The organism is Lachnospira multipara LB2003 (genome assembly GCF_000702205.1).
GTDB classification, from domain to species: Bacteria; Bacillota; Clostridia; order Lachnospirales; family Lachnospiraceae; genus Lachnospira; species Lachnospira multipara_A.
Genome location: NZ_JNKW01000018.1, coordinates 1 through 21,805, shown reverse-complemented (window position 1 = coordinate 21,805; position 21,805 = coordinate 1). Strand labels below are relative to the sequence as shown.

Annotated in this window: 15 protein-coding genes and 1 pseudogene; 2 read left to right on the top strand and 14 right to left on the bottom strand. The window is 34.8% G+C overall.

The genetic code is table 11. The annotated features are described in order from the left end of the window. The 8 genes from T537_RS0109435 to xylA all read right to left on the bottom strand — a co-directional run. Window positions 1-307, bottom strand: a 307-nt coding sequence (locus T537_RS0109435) for a GNAT family N-acetyltransferase (RefSeq protein ID WP_330372604.1), incomplete at its 3' end; no start/stop codon positions are given. A 234-nt stretch (window positions 308-541) separates the two neighbouring features. Next, entirely contained in the window at window positions 542-1,132 is a 591-nt protein-coding gene (locus T537_RS0109430; RefSeq protein ID WP_031557486.1) for a hypothetical protein, read from the bottom strand. Further along, window positions 1,125-2,411 (bottom strand): AAA family ATPase, encoded by a 1,287-nt coding sequence (locus T537_RS0109425; RefSeq protein ID WP_242839181.1) that lies wholly within the window; start codon window positions 2,409-2,411, stop codon window positions 1,125-1,127. Before T537_RS0109425 ends, T537_RS0109430 begins: the two co-directional genes overlap by 8 nt. Before the next feature lie 273 nt (window positions 2,412-2,684). Further along, window positions 2,685-2,849: a hypothetical protein gene (locus tag T537_RS12885; protein ID WP_155895256.1), complete on the bottom strand. Its 165-nt coding sequence runs from the start codon at window positions 2,847-2,849 to the stop codon at window positions 2,685-2,687. Window positions 2,850-3,214: 365 nt separating this feature from the next. Next, the gene (locus T537_RS12520; RefSeq protein WP_155895255.1) at window positions 3,215-3,784 is read right to left on the bottom strand and encodes a hypothetical protein; all 570 of its coding nucleotides are present in this window, start codon (window positions 3,782-3,784) and stop codon (window positions 3,215-3,217) included. Between the two features lie 268 nt (window positions 3,785-4,052). Continuing rightward, window positions 4,053-4,199: a hypothetical protein gene (locus T537_RS12880; protein WP_155895254.1), complete on the bottom strand. Its 147-nt coding sequence runs from the start codon at window positions 4,197-4,199 to the stop codon at window positions 4,053-4,055. Window positions 4,200-4,437: 238 nt separating this feature from the next. Then, window positions 4,438-5,997 (bottom strand): hypothetical protein, encoded by a 1,560-nt coding sequence (locus tag T537_RS0109405; RefSeq protein ID WP_031557478.1) that lies wholly within the window; start codon window positions 5,995-5,997, stop codon window positions 4,438-4,440. 449 nt (window positions 5,998-6,446) lie between these two features. Beyond that, window positions 6,447-7,763, bottom strand: a complete 1,317-nt coding sequence (gene xylA / locus T537_RS0109400) for a xylose isomerase (RefSeq protein ID WP_031557476.1) — start codon at window positions 7,761-7,763, stop codon at window positions 6,447-6,449. A gap of 257 nt (window positions 7,764-8,020) precedes the next feature. On the opposite strand from xylA, the gene T537_RS0109395 reads away from it, so the two are divergent. After that, on the top strand, window positions 8,021-8,986 hold the full coding sequence (locus T537_RS0109395; protein WP_031557474.1) for a GTP-binding protein: 966 nt from the start codon (window positions 8,021-8,023) through the stop codon (window positions 8,984-8,986). Here T537_RS0109395 and T537_RS0109390 read toward each other — a convergent pair. The 5 genes from T537_RS0109390 to T537_RS0109370 form a co-directional block, all read right to left on the bottom strand. Next, complete coding sequence (locus T537_RS0109390) at window positions 8,983-10,650, bottom strand: GGDEF domain-containing phosphodiesterase (RefSeq protein WP_031557472.1); 1,668 nt, start codon at window positions 10,648-10,650, stop codon at window positions 8,983-8,985. The genes T537_RS0109395 and T537_RS0109390 overlap by 4 nt on opposite strands. Window positions 10,651-10,677: 27 nt before the next feature. Further along, on the bottom strand, window positions 10,678-11,535 hold the full coding sequence (locus T537_RS0109385; RefSeq protein WP_031557470.1) for a DMT family transporter: 858 nt from the start codon (window positions 11,533-11,535) through the stop codon (window positions 10,678-10,680). A 22-nt stretch (window positions 11,536-11,557) separates the two neighbouring features. Next, window positions 11,558-12,145, bottom strand: coding sequence for a rhomboid family intramembrane serine protease (locus T537_RS0109380; RefSeq protein ID WP_027437686.1), 588 nt, complete (start codon window positions 12,143-12,145; stop codon window positions 11,558-11,560). 204 nt (window positions 12,146-12,349) lie between these two features. Then, window positions 12,350-17,995, bottom strand: a complete 5,646-nt coding sequence (locus T537_RS12515; protein ID WP_051637211.1) for a pectinesterase family protein — start codon at window positions 17,993-17,995, stop codon at window positions 12,350-12,352. Between the two features lie 220 nt (window positions 17,996-18,215). After that, a complete protein-coding gene (locus tag T537_RS0109370) occupies window positions 18,216-19,367 on the bottom strand; it encodes a DUF4317 domain-containing protein (RefSeq protein ID WP_031557466.1) in 1,152 nt (383 codons plus the stop codon). A 242-nt stretch (window positions 19,368-19,609) separates the two neighbouring features. Between T537_RS0109370 and msrA the strand changes: the two genes are divergently transcribed. After that, window positions 19,610-20,479, top strand: a complete 870-nt coding sequence (msrA, locus tag T537_RS0109365; RefSeq protein ID WP_197018738.1) for a peptide-methionine (S)-S-oxide reductase MsrA — start codon at window positions 19,610-19,612, stop codon at window positions 20,477-20,479. 1,117 nt (window positions 20,480-21,596) lie between these two features. On the opposite strand, the pseudogene T537_RS12960 reads toward msrA, so the two are convergent. Beyond that, window positions 21,597-21,805: pseudogene (locus T537_RS12960) on the bottom strand (hypothetical protein); the annotation flags it as partial.

Sequence of the window (21,805 nt, the reverse complement as noted above, 5' to 3'; positions counted from 1 at the left end):
TATAATTATCTGAAATAACTTCAAGTTCAGCCTGTTCATATCCGACATTCTTTGCAACCTTTAACACTGTCTGCAACATAATTTTTCCTATGCCACATCCACAATATTCTTGGTACAATGCTATTGCCACATCACACCTGTGTGCATACCGCTTATATGGTGCGATAGTCATCAGTGAACAATTGCCTATATGATTACCATCTATCGTAGCAATCAGCATCAATTCTTTAGTTGCATCTATTTTATCTTTAATAAAATTTTGTTCCTGCTCCAAAGATAATGTCACCTCGTCAGGTTCTCGTATCAAAAAAGGTGTTTCTCCTGTCGTAACTTTTAGGTACTCTATATTACCATTGATATCATTAACGAATAACAAACATAATCGCGCATATATTCCACCGCCTCCTCTGACTTTCTTAAATCTGTGCATAAAAATAGGCATAAAAAATGCGTGGGAAAAAATCAAGTCTTCTCACGCATCTTAAATGCCTTTGCTTTTATTTTCTATGTAAAGGTTTTAACCCTATACATTATTAAACTATTAAATTGTTACTCCCAAGACTTTATATAAAGGAGCTATCTGTTCTTTAACTGACTCTGATATTTTGTCAATATCAAGTTTTTCAACCATCCCATTACTCTTCATCCCTTTGTAATAAATTTTGTTTGCCATCTTATACAGACGCATTAACTTATCGTAACCAGTGCTACCAGTGATTTTTGTTCCTTTTTTAAGTCTCAAGAAAGAAACTATGCCATCTGCATCGTATAGAAACCAGTCCTCTATAGAATGTTTAGCCTTAACAGTTATTACTTTTGATGCCCCATTTTGAATCATATCTTTTCTCACCTCATCCCATTTAACAGGCGGTTTTTGAGATAATTCAAAAACATCAGTATCACTACATAGCACAACTGTAAAAACACAATCTTCGTCATATTTTGGCTTGATTTCCTTAACAAATTTTCTTAATGCAATATTCTTAAATCCACCAACCCCATTAACATTCCGACATTCTATAGATGTATCAAATCTTCTATCTGGTCGTTTATCCCGTGCATTAGCAATTACCCTTTTATAGAATTCAACCTCTGTATCACCTTCTACAAATAAAACAAGGCATTTACTCATAGGCATCACACTCCAAGTAATCGCTGACACTATCGACATCATCTGAAAGCAATGAAAATAAATAATCACCCATACTCATGTTGAATTGAACAGCATCCTGCTGAAGCTGTTTCTGTCCAGTCTTCTTAAATGAGAAAAACTCTGCTACACCTGGCGTTCTATTTATTCCTACATGAATCCAAGCTGGATCAAGATAACTGATAATATAAGGCGAATGACTTGTTATAATAACTTTACAATCATCCAGCAATTGACTAATTATTCTTATATATGCTTGAAATAAACCTGGATGTACTGAATTCTCTGGTTCCTCAATTGCTATCAACGAAACATTACTTACACTTGATACAATTATCTTCGTGAGAATCATAAACACACGTTTAGCACCATCTGACATAGCTGCAAAATTAATCGGATTTGCTAAATTCTTATCCTTTACAAACAAAACATGGATATAATTTGTAAACACAAAAGGAACATCATCCGGAAATTGCTCGTTATCAGTAGCATTTATTTTAATCTTCTTTACAATAACATCCTCTATATCAGGAAATAATTGAGCATAAACATCCTTAAGCAATTCGAATTTTGCTTCATTTTGCTCTTTCAAATTAAAGATAATACGTGGAAGATTATCAGCATTTATCATTTCGTTTTCAAACCCTTTCCTTATAATAGGATCAGGCTGATAAAAGCTCTTAACATCTAGGTTATTCTCCATATATATTTTCATACTATTTAGTTTTTTTATTAAATCCGCATAGTATAGCTCATCATAAGCTCTTAACTTATTTGCTACCAATTCAGTATCTTCCACTTTAATCTTTGATGAACATCTTCCGGTTTCAGAGCTCTTGTACATAGAAGAATCTACCGTTCTATTAATCAACTGAGTATACTTCTGACCTTTTTCATTAAGTTTAATCTTCAATGATTCTGAAACAATCTTCGGTTCTGCATCTTCTGTATTCTTCCAATTGAATTCAAACCCGTATTGAGCAATATACTCTTGTTCATTAAATTCAGTAAGGACTTCCATCTCATACCTATAATTTCTTCCTATCATGTTGCTATTAATAGGAATGAGACTAGAATTAGCCATCATTTCTCTTTTATCTTCAATTGTGGCTTTTATAAATGACAAACCGAAATCAATTCCAGAAAGAACATTTGATTTTCCAAAATTATTTAACGCAACGAGTGCCGTGATATTATCAAAAGAGATTCTAACATTTGACAAATTTTTGAAACCATCAATTAAAACAGCTTGAATCTTCATAATAACACATCCTTTCTTAAACTTCGTATTCATAGTATAGCACTCATTCTTCTAATATGCAACCATTCTTTGCGTGAAATTAGATATATGCTGTTATATGTTCGCATTTTAAGCTTTATACGTTATAAAACATAACGTATCATATCTCTCATCTTTGTGGTCTGTGCGAATGGCATTCATATCTCGCCAATGAATGATGTATGTTACAAATTCTCATTCAATATCTACACAAACTGCTTTCCTGCCAGAACTCTCAAGTCATCTTCATTAGCCTTACACAAATCCATTCCCGTTGTAAAATTGATTAATCTTGTCTGCCATTGTATGAAGCTTTGGATTCTCAGCTTTCATCTGATCTGAAAGTTGTTTGATAATAGCATAGCCTTTACTTCTAGATACTCCCCAGTCAGCACACACATCATCAACGCCTACATACATTAGCTTTGTCTTTGTAATTTCCGTAAGTAGAATCTCCTTTCCGATTCAATTTAAATTACCATTGATATCATTAACGAATAACAAACATAATCGCGCATATATTCCACCACCTCCTCTGACTTTCTTAAATCTGTGCATAAAAATAGGCATAAAAAATGCGTGGGAAGAAAATCAAGTCTTCTCACGCATCTTAAATGCCTTTGCTTTTCTATATTAATAGTATCACTGCTCTTTTCCCGTGTATATGTCCAATGTCGAACGAGACGAGACAAAACAGGACATTTTATTAAATGACTGATTTTTTCAACCCCATAACCATCTTCCAGCTCTATAAAATCATTCTGGGGAAATTCTTTCGTTTCCTCTTAAGTAGCTTCTCTATACAATTCATCTATCCCTTTAAAAATAGGCGAAATTGTCGACAATTTCTTAAAATATAGGATATCATCATCTTTTACATATATTGCATCTGGCGTGGAATTAATAACGATACTTCTTTCTCCTTGATCCAAACATATCGTATCACCCAATGTAATTCTTTTTTTCATCATAATACTATGTTTTAAAATTCTTTGAAAAAAATACACATTGTCTTGAACTGACATAATATATTCAACAATTTCAGTTCTTACTCTGTTTGCACCCTCTGCTACTATCATATTACGTTTGACCATAGACGCAAGAATAATCCTTGTTCGATCAGGTCCAAGACCAATAACTGCAGCAATATCAACTGTTTTAGCCTTATCCACCCTGCCTAAATATTCAAGTATTGCATATTCTTTTGCCGTTTGTTGTTTATCATTATCATTTGTATTTATCGTTTGTCGTTTGCTTTTATCGTTTACTTTTATCGTTTGCTTTTTATCGCTTATCGCTTGTTTTCCATCTCCCGGAAGAGCACGATACATATTAACTCTAAGAGCATTTTCCATATCGATAAACTCAACCTCTAGAAGTCCATACTCTTTAGTCTGTGTTAATATCTTTGGAATACCACTCCCCAACTCCCGGCATCAATCCGCCAGGAGAATTGAATATTTCAATCTATCGCAATCCTTATTATATGCTTTAATAACATCATTTTCACCTGAATAATATGATTAACCTCTTAAAGGATGAAATAAAAAAAGCGGTCTCCGGCATCACTAAGATACCAGAAGCCAACACTACCTTCACTACCCTATTTCAGTATCGATTCTACTATTCACTCTCTTTTATTTCGTCGATTATCTCTTCATCGATGCACTCATTAATCGCCTTGTTGATTGCATCTTCTAGTTCTGTAACAATTACATCATCCAGATTATCGTAACTGGTAGCATTAATTGCATTATAAAGGCTTAACATATCCTCTTTTCCTCTTAAAAACGCTGTGAAAAATCGGGATTGATTGTCCCTATATTTTCTATAATTCTATCAATCAATAAGCTTCTCATAATAAAAATATCTTCAAATTTACCTTCCGTCAAATCTAATTCCAGACGTAGAAAATGGCCCCTCCGTCCACCACAAACGGAGAGGCCGCATCTAGCAAGATATAACGTTGTTTAATACCATACTTTTCTTATATAACTATTAATTTTAATTATAATGTCTTCTTTTCCTTATATACTGCAACACTACCAGCGCAAAGAGCTAAGAGTAATGATACAACAACGATTGGCATCATTGAGTTATCAGCTGTACCTGAAGAAGATGTTTTCGATGTTGTAGATGTACCACCAGCTGTTGTAGTTGTTGGAGCCGGTGTATCCTCACCTGCTGTAGTTTCTGGAACTGCTGCAGGAGTTTCTGGAGTTTCAGCTGGAGTTTCAGCAGCAACATCAACATATGCTAATGCAAAATCAGAGAACTTATCTGAGCTAAATACAATATATCCTTCTACAACTTCTGTTGGTAATTCAACTACTTCACCATCATGTAATCTAATTACCTTAAATACTCTTGTTTTGCCATCCTCTAATGCTGGTAAATCTGTTGGAACAGCAATCTTGAATGTTAATGCTGTTTCTGTTTCAGTAACTTCACTACCATCAGCTGTTTTTGTTACTGCAATATCTAAATATGCAATATGATTAAGATCATTCTTAATTACATACTTATCAATAAATTCCTTAGCTGTCTTATCAAGATTTGTCTCAGTATTAGGTGTAACTTTAATATCTAATCCATCAACTGTTGGTTCTTCATGGATAAGATTTTCTTTTGTTGATACTACCTTTGAAACTAAAACATAATTTTGAGTTAAATCAGTTACAGAAACCTGAATCTTCTTACCATTTGCAACTTTTGTAGTTGCTACTTCTGTTAATTCATTATTTTCTGAATCGTATGCATATGCAATATAGTCCCTATTATCTTCTACTGTTGTAGCAAAAATGATATCATAAGCATAACCTGTAGCAACTGTATCCTTTGTATAAGTTACAGTAAATGTTTTAGTTACCTCAACCTTAGCATCTTTTAAAGTTGCTTTTGTACCAGCTGTACCATCTGAACCATCTGTACCAGCTGTACCATCTGTACCATCTGTATAAGTTCCTGAATTTGCTACATAAGTTGATGCTTCTGTAATTTCTCCCACTGTTGCTTCCTTTACAGATAATGCAGATGCAACCTCAGCTGCTGTTAACGCAACTTTTCCTTGTGCTGTTTTTTTAGCTATATCTATTAAATTAGCTTCAGAAGTAGATCCTACTGAGGTAGCGACAGCGTCCACTGTTACTGTTTTTGAAACACTATATGTTGCTTCAACACTATAAGGACTAACTGTTTTAGCATCAGCATATTTATACTCATTAACGCCTAATTCCTTACCTAATTTGTTATTATTTTTTTCTGCTAATGCAGCCATATCATCAGCCGTAGAAGTTGCACCACCTGTAAGTGATAATTTTGTTATTGTACCAGTTAATCCAGAAACAGTTACTTTCGCATCTTTTTCTAGACCATATGCTCCAACAAAATCTTCACCTGCAGTTGTTAAATTTCCAGTTTCCTGATCAACTGCTGTAATTCCACTTCCATTTTTCTGTAAACCATCAGTATCAGTACCAGCATCATTAACATATCCTAATGCTGGAATTGATGTAGCCACCATTGCCACAGCAAGACCTGTACTTAAAATAAGTTTTCTTAATCTCATAAATTAAGCCCCTTTCATTTTTACTTATTCTATTTTTTATTACGTTATATCCTCTAAACTATCCCCTCTCAAACACAAGGATACTTTAGATTTGCTATTTGTATAATAAATCTTTATATATCATTGGTAAATAGGACATAGGTCTTAATTTATTTCACATTCTGGTACTTTGTTCCTATAGACATTTTTATATTCTAATTCGTAGTTAGAATATTTTTTATTTTCTACCCCCCCCTAACGTCTTTTTTTACCCTCTCGCTAAGGATTTTTTACTATAAGTAAAAAGCTCAGGATTTTTTATAACTACAAAAAGCAGATAATTTAAACCCATATTTAAATAAGAAGTTATTCATCATAAATTCTAGATATAAGTTTAATTATCTGCCCTTTATAAAGATTATTTATTGTTATATGTGCAAAGAAAAAAATCAAAAAATACAACTTAATTACTATTTAAAAAGAACTGAGTTCACAACTGACTGTAAATATTCTTGTCTACCTGAAACTGGAAGTTCTGGTTTCTTCATAGCGCAAGCATAGTTAGAAAGTTCTTCAAGACTAGCTGAATGATTTCTAATCTTCTGACCGATTTCAGAATTAAAGCTTTCATATCTCTTCTTTAAGTTCTCTTCTAATCTGCCATCTTCTATGATTGCTGCAGCCTTCTTTAAGCCAAGGGCAAATGTATCCATACCTAAGATGAATGCATAGAACATATCCTCTGGTGTATTAGAAGGTCTTCTATTCTTAGCATCAAAATTAAATCCACCAGTAAGGCCACCTGCTCTAAGTACTTCAAGCATTGCATTAGTTGCTGTATAAACATCATAAGGGAATTCATCTGTATCCCATCCAAGAAGCATATCACCCTGATTAGCATCAATTGAACCAAGCATTCCATTAATTGCTGAAATTCTAAGTTCATGTTCAAATGTATGTCCTGCAAGTGTTGCATGGTTAGCTTCAATATTCATCTTGAAATCCTTATCAAGACCATACTGACGAAGGAATCCAATAGCTGTTGCTGCATCAAAATCATACTGATGCTTCATTGGTTCCTTTGGCTTTGGCTCAATATAGAAATCACCTGTAAATCCAATGCTTCTACCATATTCAACTGCAAGTCTCATTAGATTAGCTATATTCTCTTGTTCAAACTTAACATCTGTGTTAAGAAGTGTCTCATATCCTTCTCTACCACCCCAGAAGACATAACCTCTACCACCAAGCTTAACTGTAATATCAAGTGCCTTCTTAACCTGAGCAGCTGCAAAACAGTAAACATCAGCAGAACTTGTGCTACCTGCACCATTCATAAATCTAGGGTTACCAAACATATTAGCTGTTCCCCATAAACACTTAATATTAGTACCCTTAGTCTTCTCTAGGATATAATCTGAAATCTCATCAAGTCTTCTATTAGTCTCATTAATATCATCAGCTTCTGGTACAAGATCCACATCGTGGAAACAATAGTACTCAATGCCAAGCTTCTTCATAAACTCAATACCTGCATCAACCTTAGCCTTAGCATGCTCCATTGTTCCTGGAGTAGCACCAAAGCTCTTATCAGCTGTGCCCATACCAAACATATCAACACCTGTAGCACCTAAATTATGCCACCAAGCCATGGCAAATGGAAGATGTTCCTTCATCTTCTTACCAGCAACAACTTCTTCTGCATTATAATATTTGAAAGCAAATGGATTAGTGCTTTCTGGTCCCTCATACTTAATTTCTGGGACATTTTTAAAAAATTCTGTCATAATTTCCTCCCAAAGACATTGTAGCGCAATTCGCTTTAATCTTACTTTTAAAAAAGTATTTTCTATAAGTATGTTTTACCATATATCTCAAGTTTTTACAAGCACTTTATTAAAAAGCTCGCTGATTTGTTTACAACACTTCTATATTCATTGACTATGTTTTTGTTAACATGTATTATATAGAATTTACTATAAAATAAAGATGTTGTAATATATCTTTATTGAAAGAGATAATGTTAATTTAAAGCAGGTGCAAAATGATTAAAGTAGATCTTATTACTGGTTTCCTTGGTTCTGGGAAAACCTCATTTATAAAAAAATACGTTGAATTTCTAACTGCTAAGGGCTTAAATATCGGCATAATTGAGAACGATTTTGGGGCAGTTAATGTGGATATGCTTATTCTTGAAGATTCCATAGGAGGAGATGCCGATGTTGAAATGGTGGCTGGTGGCTGCGATTATGACTGCCATAGGAGACGCTTAAAGACTAAACTTATTGCTCTTGGTATGCTAGGATATGACCGCGTTATTATTGAACCATCTGGAATATTTGATGTAGATGAATTCTTCGATATCATAAACGAAGATCCTATAAATCGCTGGTATAGCATTGGCAACGTCATAACTGTTATTGATTCTAAGTTAGAATCAAACCTATCCAATTCTTCTAAATATCTTGTGTGCTCACAAGTATCTCGTGCTGGTAAAATTCTCCTTTCCCATGCCGATCTTGCTAAAGCACAAGATATTGATAACACTATTAGCATTCTTAATGACTGCATTAAGAAGTTTAAGGGAGACCGCCAAATCACTGAATCTGACTGCATTAAGGCCACAATCCCAGATCTTGATATAGATACACTTGAATCCCTATTAATCAGTGGTTACAACACTTTCGACCATGAAAAATTAATTTTAGACGACAGTAATGATTACAATTCAGTGTATTTGCTTGCTTGTGGACTAACACTAGATGAGATGAAAGCTCTTATCACTAGCTGTTATGAGGACACAAGATGTGGTAAGGTCTTTAGAATCAAAGGATTTATAAATGATACAACTACAGATTCTAAATGGTATCAGGTAAATGCAACAAAAACTGCTCTATCCATAGATGAAATCAACCTTGGACAAGATGTAGTAATTATTATTGGTGAAGATCTTAATGAAGACTATATACGAAGCTTACTACCAGAATCTAAGCAAGGTATTTTTTCTTAGGCAATTGCCACATAGTCAGGATTAATTAACTTATCTGTTGCTTCCTGGATTGTAAGCGGCTTTCCATAATAAAAGCCCTGACAGACTTCACAACCCATAGAAAGTAATTTCTTTCCCTGATCTATGTTCTCAACACCTTCTGCTATTGTGCGAACACCAACTTTATTGGCATAGTTTAATATGCTTTCAACAATATATTCTACTTTGTTCGAACTACAGATGTTATCTATAAAACTCTTATCAAACTTTATCACATCTGCATCAATCTTATGAAGTAAGCTAAGGGAAGAATAACCTACTCCAAAGTCATCTATTGAAATTGCAAATCCTAACTTATGCATCTTAGATATAAAAATCTGTAATTTACTAAACTCATCTTCTGTTGATGACTCTGTAATTTCTATATCTATATACTTAGGATCTACCCCCACTTCCTTAGTTATGTTATATATTTTATCTTCAATATTATCAATAAATAAGTTCTTTCTCGATATATTTACTGAAATTACCGGAATCTTGATATTACAGTCAAGCCACTCTCTTATTAGCGAACATACTACTCTTAACATATACATATCAAGTTCATGTATCATTCCATTGCTATCAAGTATTGGGATATATTTTACTGAAGGTATGATTTTTCCTTCATACTGCCATCTACAAAGGGCCTCAAATCCCACAAGTTTTCCTGTCTTCATATTTACCTTGGCCTGTAATACCGGGTAAATGTTTAGTTCTTCTATTGATTTAGAGAATAAACCTCTAACTTTTCTTGTCCAATCCATTGTATCTTTAAAGCCAGAATTGTAATAAACAACTCTTTTTTTCAATCGGTTTTTTGCCATAGAATAGGCATCAATTGCCGCCTGCATTCTTACATCAAATGTCATGTTATCATCATCATTTATCATTATTCCAGCCCATGCAGCCAGTTCAAATTTTCTTCCGCCTGTGCCTGGTAAATCTGTAATAACTATACCACTTAATGCTTCAAGTATATTGTCCAAACTATCTCTTTTAACACATATTATAAAATGATCTCCGCCAAGGCGACCTATTGCCTCATCTGCCTTAGCTAGACCTACTAACGTATGAGTGTACTTAATTATTGCTGCATCACCTGCAGCTACACCCCAACTGTCATTAATATACTTAAAGTTCTGAATATTTGCATAAATTATGGCATAATCCGATATTTTGTTGCCTTCAACTAGCAAACGAGCCATTTTTTCCTTTACGAATTTTAAATTAGCTACCCCTGTTTGGGCATCATAATATTTAGCTCTGTTAATCATCTTAGCATAATTAACATTATTAGTTATCAAAGTTATAATATTCGCAAAGGTATCTAGATTTTCGTCTTTATCATATCCCTTTAACAAGGAAATAATCACCTTACCTTGTCTATATTGACCCACTGGATATGAATAAGTAAATTCTTTACCACATTCTTCCTTGATATTATATAATTCATAAGAATATAATAACTTTTCCTCGATTTCTATATCGGTTAATTCTAGATTTAATTTTCCAATATGTAGCCAATTACAGAGCTCTTTCACATCTTCTGCGATTAAATCTTTATTTAATTTTTCATGAGTGCATAACCTAAGTAGGTTATGAAACATATACTGATTAGAATTATTATTCGTTGTCTTATCCATATTCATACTTATTATTAGTTAACTATTTTATTCTACTTTTTTCTTGTTATATATAAACATCCACAATGCCATTGCAATAATAACTGCATAGCCCACGAAACTTAAGGCATCTGGTATCTGTCCAAACATTAAAAATCCTAGCACAGCTGAGAATATTATCTGTGAGTAGTCATAAATAGAGATTTTGCTTGCTGGTGCGTATATATAAGCTCTTGTAATTGCAAACTGACCGCCTGCAGCAAAGATTCCTGCAAGTAACAATATAGCAAACTGGGCCAAGGTCATTGGCTTAAAGTCCACAATCATAAATGGTAGGCAAACTAGGCATGAAAATCCTGAAAACGCCATAATAATTAGGTCTGGCGTTACTTTTCTCTTACCAAGTAATCTAACCATAGTATAGGCAGAGCCTGCACCAAGTCCACCAATTGCTGCAATTACAGCTGGGAAATTATTAAAATCTCCGCTTGGCTTAATTATAAATAAAGCACCAATAAATGCACCAACTACAGCTATCCACTGAGCAATGCTACATTTTTCCTTAAGAATTATAAATGATAGCACTATAACAAAAAATGGTGATAGCTTCTGCATCATTGAAGCATCTGCAAGATTTAAATGATCAACTGCATAAAAATTGCATAATAAACCGATTGTTCCAAAAATCGATCTTAATAAAAGAATAGGTAGGTCTCTTTTCGTAAATTGCAATTTTTCTCTCTTTTTAATTATGGTAACAAGCACAATTATAAGAGCAATGGCATTTCTAAAGAAAGCCTTCTCTACAGATGGTAAATCACCTGAAAGTCTTACAAATGCACTCATTAGTGCAAAGCAAAATGCTGAAATAATTATACATATTATTCCTTTAACCGTATTGCTCAATTCAACATTCCTTTCTTAATACTTATAAATCTTTAGTATCTAGATTTAACACTATTCCAAAAATAGCTCCACATATTCCGCCAATCACATGTGAAAGCTGTGAAATAGAGTCTGTCGTAGTAAATCCGTTTAATACTTCTGCACCCACGTACATAAACAGTATCAGGATTAATGTAAGTGGAATCTTCTTTCCCTTAATACTTGAAGCAGATAGTAACACAACCATCATATATACTATTCCGCTTGAACCAAGTAACACTGTTGTTGGCATAAAAATAATACTAACCAAACCCGACACAACTGCTGTTATTACCATCAACACAATAAGGTCGAAGCTTCCGTATTTCTCCTCTAACACTGGTCCTATAAGTAAGAAAAACATCATATTAGAGTAGAAATGATTCCAGTCTGTGTGACCGAAGACGTGTCCAACAAGTCTAACAAAGAATAGAAAATCAATATCAGATCTGTACACGCTAAATAGGGCCAAATTACTTGCTCCATCCGTCATTTCATTTAGGAAAAGCGCGCATAATGATATTAGCGAAAAAGCTAAAACTACCGGCGAATTAAAGCCTAGTGATATTCCTTTCTTTCCTGCGTCTGCCATAAATTAAAAATCCTCCCAATGTGTAATAATGTGACACAATAGGAATTATAACATATAACTTAATAATTATAATAAAGAAGATTATAAAAACCCTTAGAATTTCTTATAAAAATACAATAGCGTGCCTTAATGATAATTATTATCAAAAAGACACGCTATTTTTAAGCTATTTTAAGCTTACTAACTTAATTATTATATCAATTCTTAGTGAATATGCTTCTTAATATCTTCACCTTCTCCAGCAAAAATAATTGTAACAATGCCAATTACTGAAACTAACATCACAATTAGATAAATTGTAGAAGAAAGTACATCTCCACTCTTAACCGTATCAGCTGCAACAAGTGCTTCCTTATTAGCGTCTACATTCTTAGAGCTCTCATTAACTACTCCTGTATCGGCTGCAACTTCTTCAATTACAGCTTCTGTAGGCTCATTAACATTTTCATTATCTCTAGGAGTTGTTGCTTCATCACTAGTCTTATCAGCCTTCTTAACTACAGCAATTGCCTTAGCTTGGCCATCCTTTGATAGGATTTCAATTGTATGCTCACCCTCAGATAAAGTCTTAGTAAATTCTGAACCCAGTTCAATTACTGTTGAGCCTGAATAAGCCTTGTAATTAATTGAATCTACTAATTCTCCATCAATTCTAACTCCAATAAACTTATCAAAATCAGCCTCAGATCTTAATACAAGAACTTCGCCCTGCTTAATTTCAACATTATCTCCAGTTAGCATCTTGTAAGTTACGTCACTTGTCTTGATATAAGACTTAGAAATATTCTCATAAGCCATATCCACATCCCAAGCACCATCTGCATATAGATTAGGATCACTAGCAAGTACCTGTGCTGCAGTGCTTAACTTATCTGCTTTTTCTTTAGATAACTGAACTCTATCTGTATTAACTACAAAGCCCTGACCGTATGAGCCATATTCCCCATATCTAGCATCCTTATATGAGTTGTTACTCATATCACAGTAACCAACTTCTCTAATCTGCTTGCCCATATAGCAATTAATGTAATAAACAGCTGCGTTAGTTCTCCAAGGTCTAGCAAGATAAACGCCCTTTACATTAGATTTTGCAAGTAAACGACAATTATTGAATACATAACCTACTGAATTTACGCTTTCTGTTGAAGCTGCTGTTAAATAACCATCTCCGTTAGATACAATGTCACAATCTGTAAATGCAGCAAGTGCTCTACCAAAGATAAAATCTACATTTCCTTCAATGTAGCATCTGTTGTAGTACTGTCTTGCACCAATAGATGATCCATTAGCATATAATGTATCCTGATATCCAAGGAAAATTACATTAGTAAAAACTGTCTTATCTGCATTGTTAAGTAATGCAACTGCCTGCTTTCCATCAATCGAACTTCCTAAATAGTCAAATTCATTAGAGATTGTAAGATTTTCAGCTGCAAAACCACTAGCTCCACCACCAAGTGTAACTGATGCACTACCTGATGTTCCATAAGTAGAGCCATCCTTTGAAACTGAGCCACTAGCCACATCATAGCAAAGTACTGTCTTAGCTGCATCCTCACCAATTAGTGTGATGTTAGCTTTTTCAATGTTTAACTTTTCATAATAGCGACCATTCTTTATAAATATCACTGTGCTATCTTCTGTATCTGTAACTGAATCGATAGCGCTAGTGACTGTCTTATAAGTTGGGATTCCATCTACTAAATCGCCATCAGTACCTGTATAGCTAGCATCTACTATTTTTTCAATATTAGTTAGTGAAACGAAGTTAAAATTCTTATATGTCTTAACACCTGATTCACTTGTAAAGTAGGCTACTACTGCATTTCTACCATCTGTTAAATCAAGATTTACCTCGAAATTTTCCCCAGCCTGAACCTCTTTACTTGCTATTTCCTTGCCATTTAAAGTAACCATAAAGCTACCATTTTCGCTAGACTTTATTGTAAATCCAGCATTTTTACCATTTACTACTGTATCATCTGACTTTGAAACTAGCTCTAAATTAGCTGCCTCATCTCCAAAATAACACTCACCTGTATGTCCTGCAGTTGCCATAATTGTAATAGCTCCTGACTTATTAGAAGCATTGTTGTCATCCTTAGCTGTTACTGCATAATTGTAAACCACCTCATTTACAGCGCTCATATCCTTATAGCTTGTAGAAGAAGTCTCTCCAATTAATTCGTAAGTGTCAGAATCAACTGTTTTTCTATAAACATCATAGCCCGTTGCACCACTAACGCTCTTCCAAGATAATTCAATCTGACTATCTCCTGATTTTGCATCTAAACTTTCAGGCTCAGTAAGTGGTTTAACAAAATCAACGGCTGCTGAATTCATTGAATTAGACACCTCTTCACCCATAACACCTGTAATTTTAAAGATGTAATTACCAGAAGCGCTTGGCTTATAACTATAGCTTGTATCCTTAGTTGTTGCTACTGTCTTAAAGTTATGTCCTCCATCAGTTGAAACTGAGATTTCATACATTCCATCACCTGTAAGGCCAGTTCCCTCATAACTTACTGTAATCTCTGTTCTTTCATCATTGATTACTGGAGTATTAACCTTAGTAATTGTAGGTGCTGTGCCTGCATCCTTATAATAATCTCTCTGATTGTAAAGGACATTTCCCTTGCTATCAGTTAAAATCATATTCTGAACCTTAACTGTTGCACCAACAATTCCAATTCCTAAGCTCACATTACTTCCAACTCCTACATTACCCTCACCTGTATATAGGTCTGATAACTTAATTGTCTTAGAATCTTTGTAAGTTTCACCAGTTGATGTAACAATTAAAGGATTTGTTAGATCTGTAAATGTAGCTGTATATCCTGAACTTGTTCTTTCAAAAACCACATGGTAAGTGTCCCCTGTAGCCACCTCATATTTTGGTGAACCATTACCAGCCTTACCTGTTGCCTTAGTCCAATATCCAGAAAGTGAGTCAGAACCTACCGTGCTGTCATATCCTCTAAATCCAAGTGTTGCAAAAACGTTTTTTCCACTGCCGAAAGCACCTACAAAGACACCAGATGTCTTACCAGCCTGACCAAAAATAGAATAACTATTAATTGTTAAGTCAAGTTCAAGCTTCTGATTATCCTTAGTCTCTGGGAATAGCAAGTAACTTGCATTAACATCACTAGCTGCGCTCTCAGTTGCAATCTTACCTTCCTTAGCTCCCTGGCTTAAAATAATCGAAGAACCAACTCCTGTCATAGAAAGCAAATTGCTGTTGTCATAAACTACAGGCATATTAGTTTTTTCATCAGTTTGACCGCTTTCACTACTTCCCTGACTTTCATCTCCACTTCCCTGATTGTTATCTGCATTATCCTTCTTATCTAGGATTTCATTGCTTAATTCAATATTGCTAAATTTTGCTGTTGAAAGATTGTTAATGCTATTAGCTACCTGTCCGCTATCTACTGCAAAACCTACATACGCTGTTTCTGGAAGGTCAACTGTCATTTCACTAACTAAAGTCCAATCCTTACCATCATCTGATGCATAACCTCTAAATGTATCGCCTTCACGAACAAGTCTTAACCATGTACCATTTACGAGGCCTCCTGTCTTATAATTAAGATCAGTAACATAGCCAATTCCTGCCTTATTAGCATTAGCAACACTATCTAGAGTCTCTGAAAGTTCAGGAAGGTTTCCATTACTTTCCTTTCTAGCTGTCATATGTGTTGCCCAACATGTCTTAGATGATAACTTAACCATTGAAAAACCAAGATTTACGCTCTTAGCACCACTAGCCAAACTCTCTCTAAGCATCAGTCCTGTAAATGTATGACAATCCACAACTGTCTCAGAATCTAATTTAGCTGTTATAGTTCCATCTCCTGTTAGTTTTTGATAAGCATAAGCGCATGAATCCTTAGAAGCATCGTAATTATCTGTTCCCTTAACACTTCCTTCCTCTCTACCAAGCTTACCATTACCTTTAACAGTAAGTACACCATCTGTCATACTAGCGCTACCCTTAATAGCTACATCACCAATATCTGTACTAATCCAGTCTCCAGCACTATTCATACTATTAACATGTAATTTACTAGTATCTGACTGAGTCTGAAGTCCGTTGCTATCATATACTCTGGCTGAAATATTATAAGTTCCATCTGTCAAATCCTTATATGTAAAACTATAAGGTGCACTTTCATCAGTTCCCACAAGCTTATCTCCGTTGTAGAATTCAACCTTTGAAATGCTAGCCCCGTTTTTGGCACTTGCATTAGCCACTACATTAACATCAGTTCCTTCATAAACTTCAGTATTATTAGCTAAATCGATGCTTAAATCAGGATTTAATGCTTTATAATCTTCCTTAATAACATCTGATACAAGCTCATTAGCATACTCTTCAATATATGAATAGCCGCTAGGAGCGATTTTTTTACTATCTGTAGAATCTGATGGATTAAGTCCATGAGCTAATTCCCACTCATCACTAATTCCATCTAAATCTTTATCAAAAGCTTCTTCTCTTGAAACTGTCTTAGTTGCATAACCACCAACCTCATCTTCAGTATTAATGTATGCGCCTGTGCCATTTTCAACCTCTGCTACTACTCTTGCATCAATAGCATCACGCTTAGGATATGTAACGCCTGCCTGATTAAGGACCAAATTGCTTGCAGTAGTTGCATCCCTTAAGGTTATCTGATTAAAAGCTGCTGATTCAAAAGCTGTATCAGCTACTGTAGTTACAGTGTTTCCTTCGCTTGCTCCCTCAAACTTAAAGCCTTTACTATTGTCATTAGTTACATCTTCATTACCCTCAAAAACATTACCTGTATAATAGACGCTACCTGGCTTTGTCTTCTCACCATAATTTAAAATTGTATTTTTTGCTGCGTCCCTTGTACCTGGGCCTGTCTTAAAATAGTTATTTATATAATTTGTCTGGGCATAACCTCCGCCATAGCATGAATAATAACCCCAATTATATAGGTAGTTATTGCTAAGCTGAACTGTTGCCATTGAATAAACTTTAGTTGGATCTGTCATTGTGCCACCACCAATACGTGGGTTTCTAGATGTGTGGTTAGCAATTAGATTATTCTGAAATACTACATTATCTCCGCCAAAAATACCGCCGTAGCCATGTCTTCCCTTTGAATGGCCAGAAACAGTCAAGCTTTCACTAATAATACACCACTGTACTGTTCCGTCAGCGCCTCTATATGTAGATAATGTTTCATCTGTGTTCCAGCTAAATGAGCAATGATCAATGATGAATGTCTTATTGTCTCTTCCCCATAAGGCATCCATTGAGTCACCAGCTGTATACACATTCTTAGCACCTGTTCTAAAATGAACAAAACGAATAATTAGATTTTCAGAGTTACTAATATTAGTCTCATACCCTGAAAGTGTGATTCCGTCCCCCGGTGCAGTCTGTCCTGCAATTGTAATATTTTTCTTATCTCTAAAAGATAATGTCTGTTTTAGCTCTATCGTTCCACCGATATTAAAAACGATCATGCAGCCATCTGTGGCTGTTTCAATACCATATCTTAATGAACCTGGAATAGGTGTCTCCCCTAGTGCATAATCCTCTAGATTAGTCACAACATAAACATCATATCCACGGCCACCTGTCGCATACATTCCGCCGCCCTCTGCGCCTGGAAATGCAACTATCTTTGCGGTTTCTAAATTGTTAGACTCATTGGCAAAAACTCCACTAACCGGTACTAGTGCAGTAGATGCCACAAGAAGTCCTGCCATAACAATAGACGATAGACGTCTTATGGCACCCCTCTTAGAACGCAAAGAACTCTTGCTAGAACGTAAAAAATCGTTCTTATACAAATCAAGTCTTCGCATAAAAAAATCCTCCCGTATTAAATTATAATTTTTTGCTTCAGCGTACTTTTATAAAGACGCTTTATATAACCCACAAATAAATTATAATCTAAGGGGAGGAAAATGTACATACTTAAATTAAGGTATTTTATTAAACATTTTACATGATTGCTTTGTTGGGTAAATTAACTCATTTACTTTATCCTAGCAGTAGTCTGCTTCTAGACGTTTAAATCACGATTTAATCCCTCTCAATTACTTCACCGGTCTCTGGATTTACAGAAATTCCGTTGACCTCAAGTCTTTCATCGATTTCAATTACAAGGCACTGCTTACCATTAATAATCTGTGTTGAAACAAGATCTGTCTTATCTGGATTAATTTTAACCACCACATCAACTGTCTTAACCTCAAATTTTCTAGCTGGCACAATATTAGTTGCCGCAAGCTTTCCATCCTCACCAGTTGCCATTTCAAATCTTTCTTCAAAATGCTCTAACTTATCTTCTTTCACACCACTTTTTTCAAGAATTTCCTTAACTTCAGTCTTATCAAGCATAACAGGCGCACTTGATTCCTTCTTTTTTTCAGCAATAACTTCATTAAGATTCTCATGAATATTTTTTACAGTCTCATAACTAGAATCTTCGCCAAGGGCCTCCGTTACAAGATTATTGAAAGTCTCCTTCTGATCAGCTGCACCCATTGGCTCGTTGGCATTAAGCACATTTTCAATAAAGCCGTGCTGGAAATCGTTGGCATCCTTAGTATAAAAAAGTGTCATATCTGTGTTACTTGTTCTATCGTTAAAAGATGGGAATAAAAATCCAACGTCAGGAACATCAACCATATGATTTTGCAACTGATTATGGAAATTCTTGTCCTCTTCATTATAACTAAGTCCTGGCTTTGACAATGTTACCTTGCACACGCTACATAAAATGTAACTAAATACCTCATCTGATGCATCTTCGTTCTCAATATTGTCATTAGTTACATTGGGAATATCATATGCCTGATTTATAAGCAAAATAAGGAAATTTCCAGGATAATAATAATTTTCAATAATTCTGTCATAAAGCTTATTAAGCAATTCATCATCCTTTAACTCGCTCTCTCTTAGCTTAAGCAAAAAGCTATTAGCGCCCTCTTCTTCATAAGCTCCCATATTAAATTCCAAATCCAGCAAATTCTTACCTGGTGTACCTGAAAGTGTCTTCTTAAAAATATCAAAATACTTATGTCTTTCTTCCTCTGGCAAATTAAGAAAAGTCTCATTAAATGTAGTAACCTTCTCCTTCTCACCATTAACATAGCATCCACAAAGTCTTAAAACTCCACAATCCTCAATATCATATAGTGATTTTATTTCATTTATTTCTTTTCTTGTCATGATCTTATCGCTCCCTACAATTGGCTAAATTTCTCACTTCGCCTAGTTTTTCATACGGCTAAATTTCGCACTTCGCCTAATTTTTCATATGGCTAAATTTCTCACTTCGCCAAATTTACATATGACTAATTTACCACTAAATTGCCGTTTAATACAAGAATAAAATAAATTTGCCCATTGGTTTTTTCCTAGCATATGATAAAATAGTACAAAATAAAATTGCACGCAAAGGAAGTGATTAAATGATTATTTTAAAAAACGAACTTATTGAAATTAATGAAAAGCCAGCCCATAAATTTACAATTTCTCATGCTTGGGAAGATGTTGGATATGTTAGCATTAATAGTAAGGCTGAAATTTTTTTTGAAATTAACGAAGCTCATCGTGGCAAACACTACGCAAGCAATGCCTTATATCTTCTAACATCCCACATTCATGAAAATATGCACGAACCAATCATTCATGCAATCGTCCATAAAACTAACGAAATGGCTATTCATTGCCTAGAGCACAATGGATTTCAAATTATTCTCAAAGACAAAGATTTAATCTACTACGAGCACCGTATCTGCGAGACTAGACTGGATGACTATTTTGTTGCACCTAAAGGAGAGGAAACAATCTACCTTGCAGGTGGGTGCTTCTGGGGTATGGAACGAGCTTTCCTAGAATTAAAGGGTGTAACTAGCACTAAAGTAGGCTATGCCAACGGTCACATTCAAAATCCAACATACGAAGACGTATGCCGACTAGAAACTGGCTTTAGAGAATGCATTCGAGTAACCTACAATCCCAAAATTACAAGCACCAAAACAATACTTGATGCCTACTTCATATGTGTAGATCCTACTCAAAGTGACGGTCAAGGTGGCGACATTGGCGAGCAATACCTTCTTGGCATTTACTTCAAATCAAAGGACCTTGAAGAAGCCATAAGTAACTACCTTTCCAAGGAATCTTTAAAATATCCTGAATTCCACGTGGAATTTAAGCCTCTAGAATGCTTCTACGAAGCTGAAGAATACCACCAGGACTACCTTTTAAAGAACCCCAACGGCTATTGCCACATCACAAGACTTGAAATGGACAAAATAAAAGCGCTAAATGAATAAATAGTTGGGGGAATGTGTGAAAACCTTTTCACATATTCCCAAAAAGTCTCCCTCAAACCCGCATGGTTACTGGGCTAATACATTGTGTAAAACCTATTTCACGGCAAAAAATCTGTAAAAATTATTTTATTTGGATAAAAAATCAGTAGTATATCTCAAAAACGATGATATAATAATACTTGTTCGTGAGACAGAAACGAACTTTGAATTGCACAAAGACATGAGGGTTAATCTCCATATTCCTTCATGTTTGACTATATTTCTATCCCCTCTACTCATCCCCGGTCCCCCAGGCCGGGGACATTTTTATATAATGATGAGTATAGGGATTTTTTTGTTTTAAAGCTCAATTAGTTATTGGGCGGGTTATTGGGCTGGTTATTTGGCGGATTATTGCGCGGATCATTGCGCAGATTGTTGCGCAGATTGTTGGGTTGGTCATTGAACTGAGCATTAAGCATGTTGTTTCGCAGGTCGTTGTGCAGATTATTGAGCTAGTCATTGGGCAGATTGCCCTATTCTTTTATTTCTTATATTTAGGTCAACTCTAATTTTTCACGTTGAACTCTTTTTTTGACCTAAATACACTTTATTCTCATTTAGGTCCACTTTTTCATCAAATTCAAAATTCATATTTTGACCTATTTCTTCTTATTCTCACTTTAGGTCAATTATTCCAGAGAATCTTATTTTTATTTCTTGCCTTTTTTATTATTATTTAGAATTTAGGTCAATCTTGTTTTTAAGACATTTAAAGCCATTTTGACTTTTTTACTTTATTTCAGTGTTTAGGCTTATTTTTTGGGCTAAATTTCTTCCATGCTCCTTGACCTTTTTTGCTAAATATCAGTTTTAGTCCTATTTTTACTTTTTTGGCTAAAATCTCTTTTGACCCTTTTGTTTAACTAAACCAATTTGGGTCAATTTCCTAAGCCGCTAATTATATAGAAAGCCTCTCATTGTATAGATAGTCTCTCATTGTATAGATAGTCTCTCATTATATAGATAGTCTCTCATTATGAAGAAAGCCGCTCATTAATCGGGTAGGAGGTAGATAATTATTTTATCTACCGACCTCCCACAGCACCGTACGTACGGTTCCGTATACGGCGCTTCTCTAGTTTTCACATATTTTCAAATAAAACTCTGTGAATGTTGGGTATCCAAGTTCACGGAGTTTCTTGTTGTTAAACGCAGTCTGTAATACAAAATAACTACCACAATACCAGTTGCCATTTCGCATGTTTGCGCATATCCACGCTTTTTCTTCTTCCACGCCTAACTTTTTGAGTTCCTTGAATTTCGTTTTAACCTTCTTCCATTGTT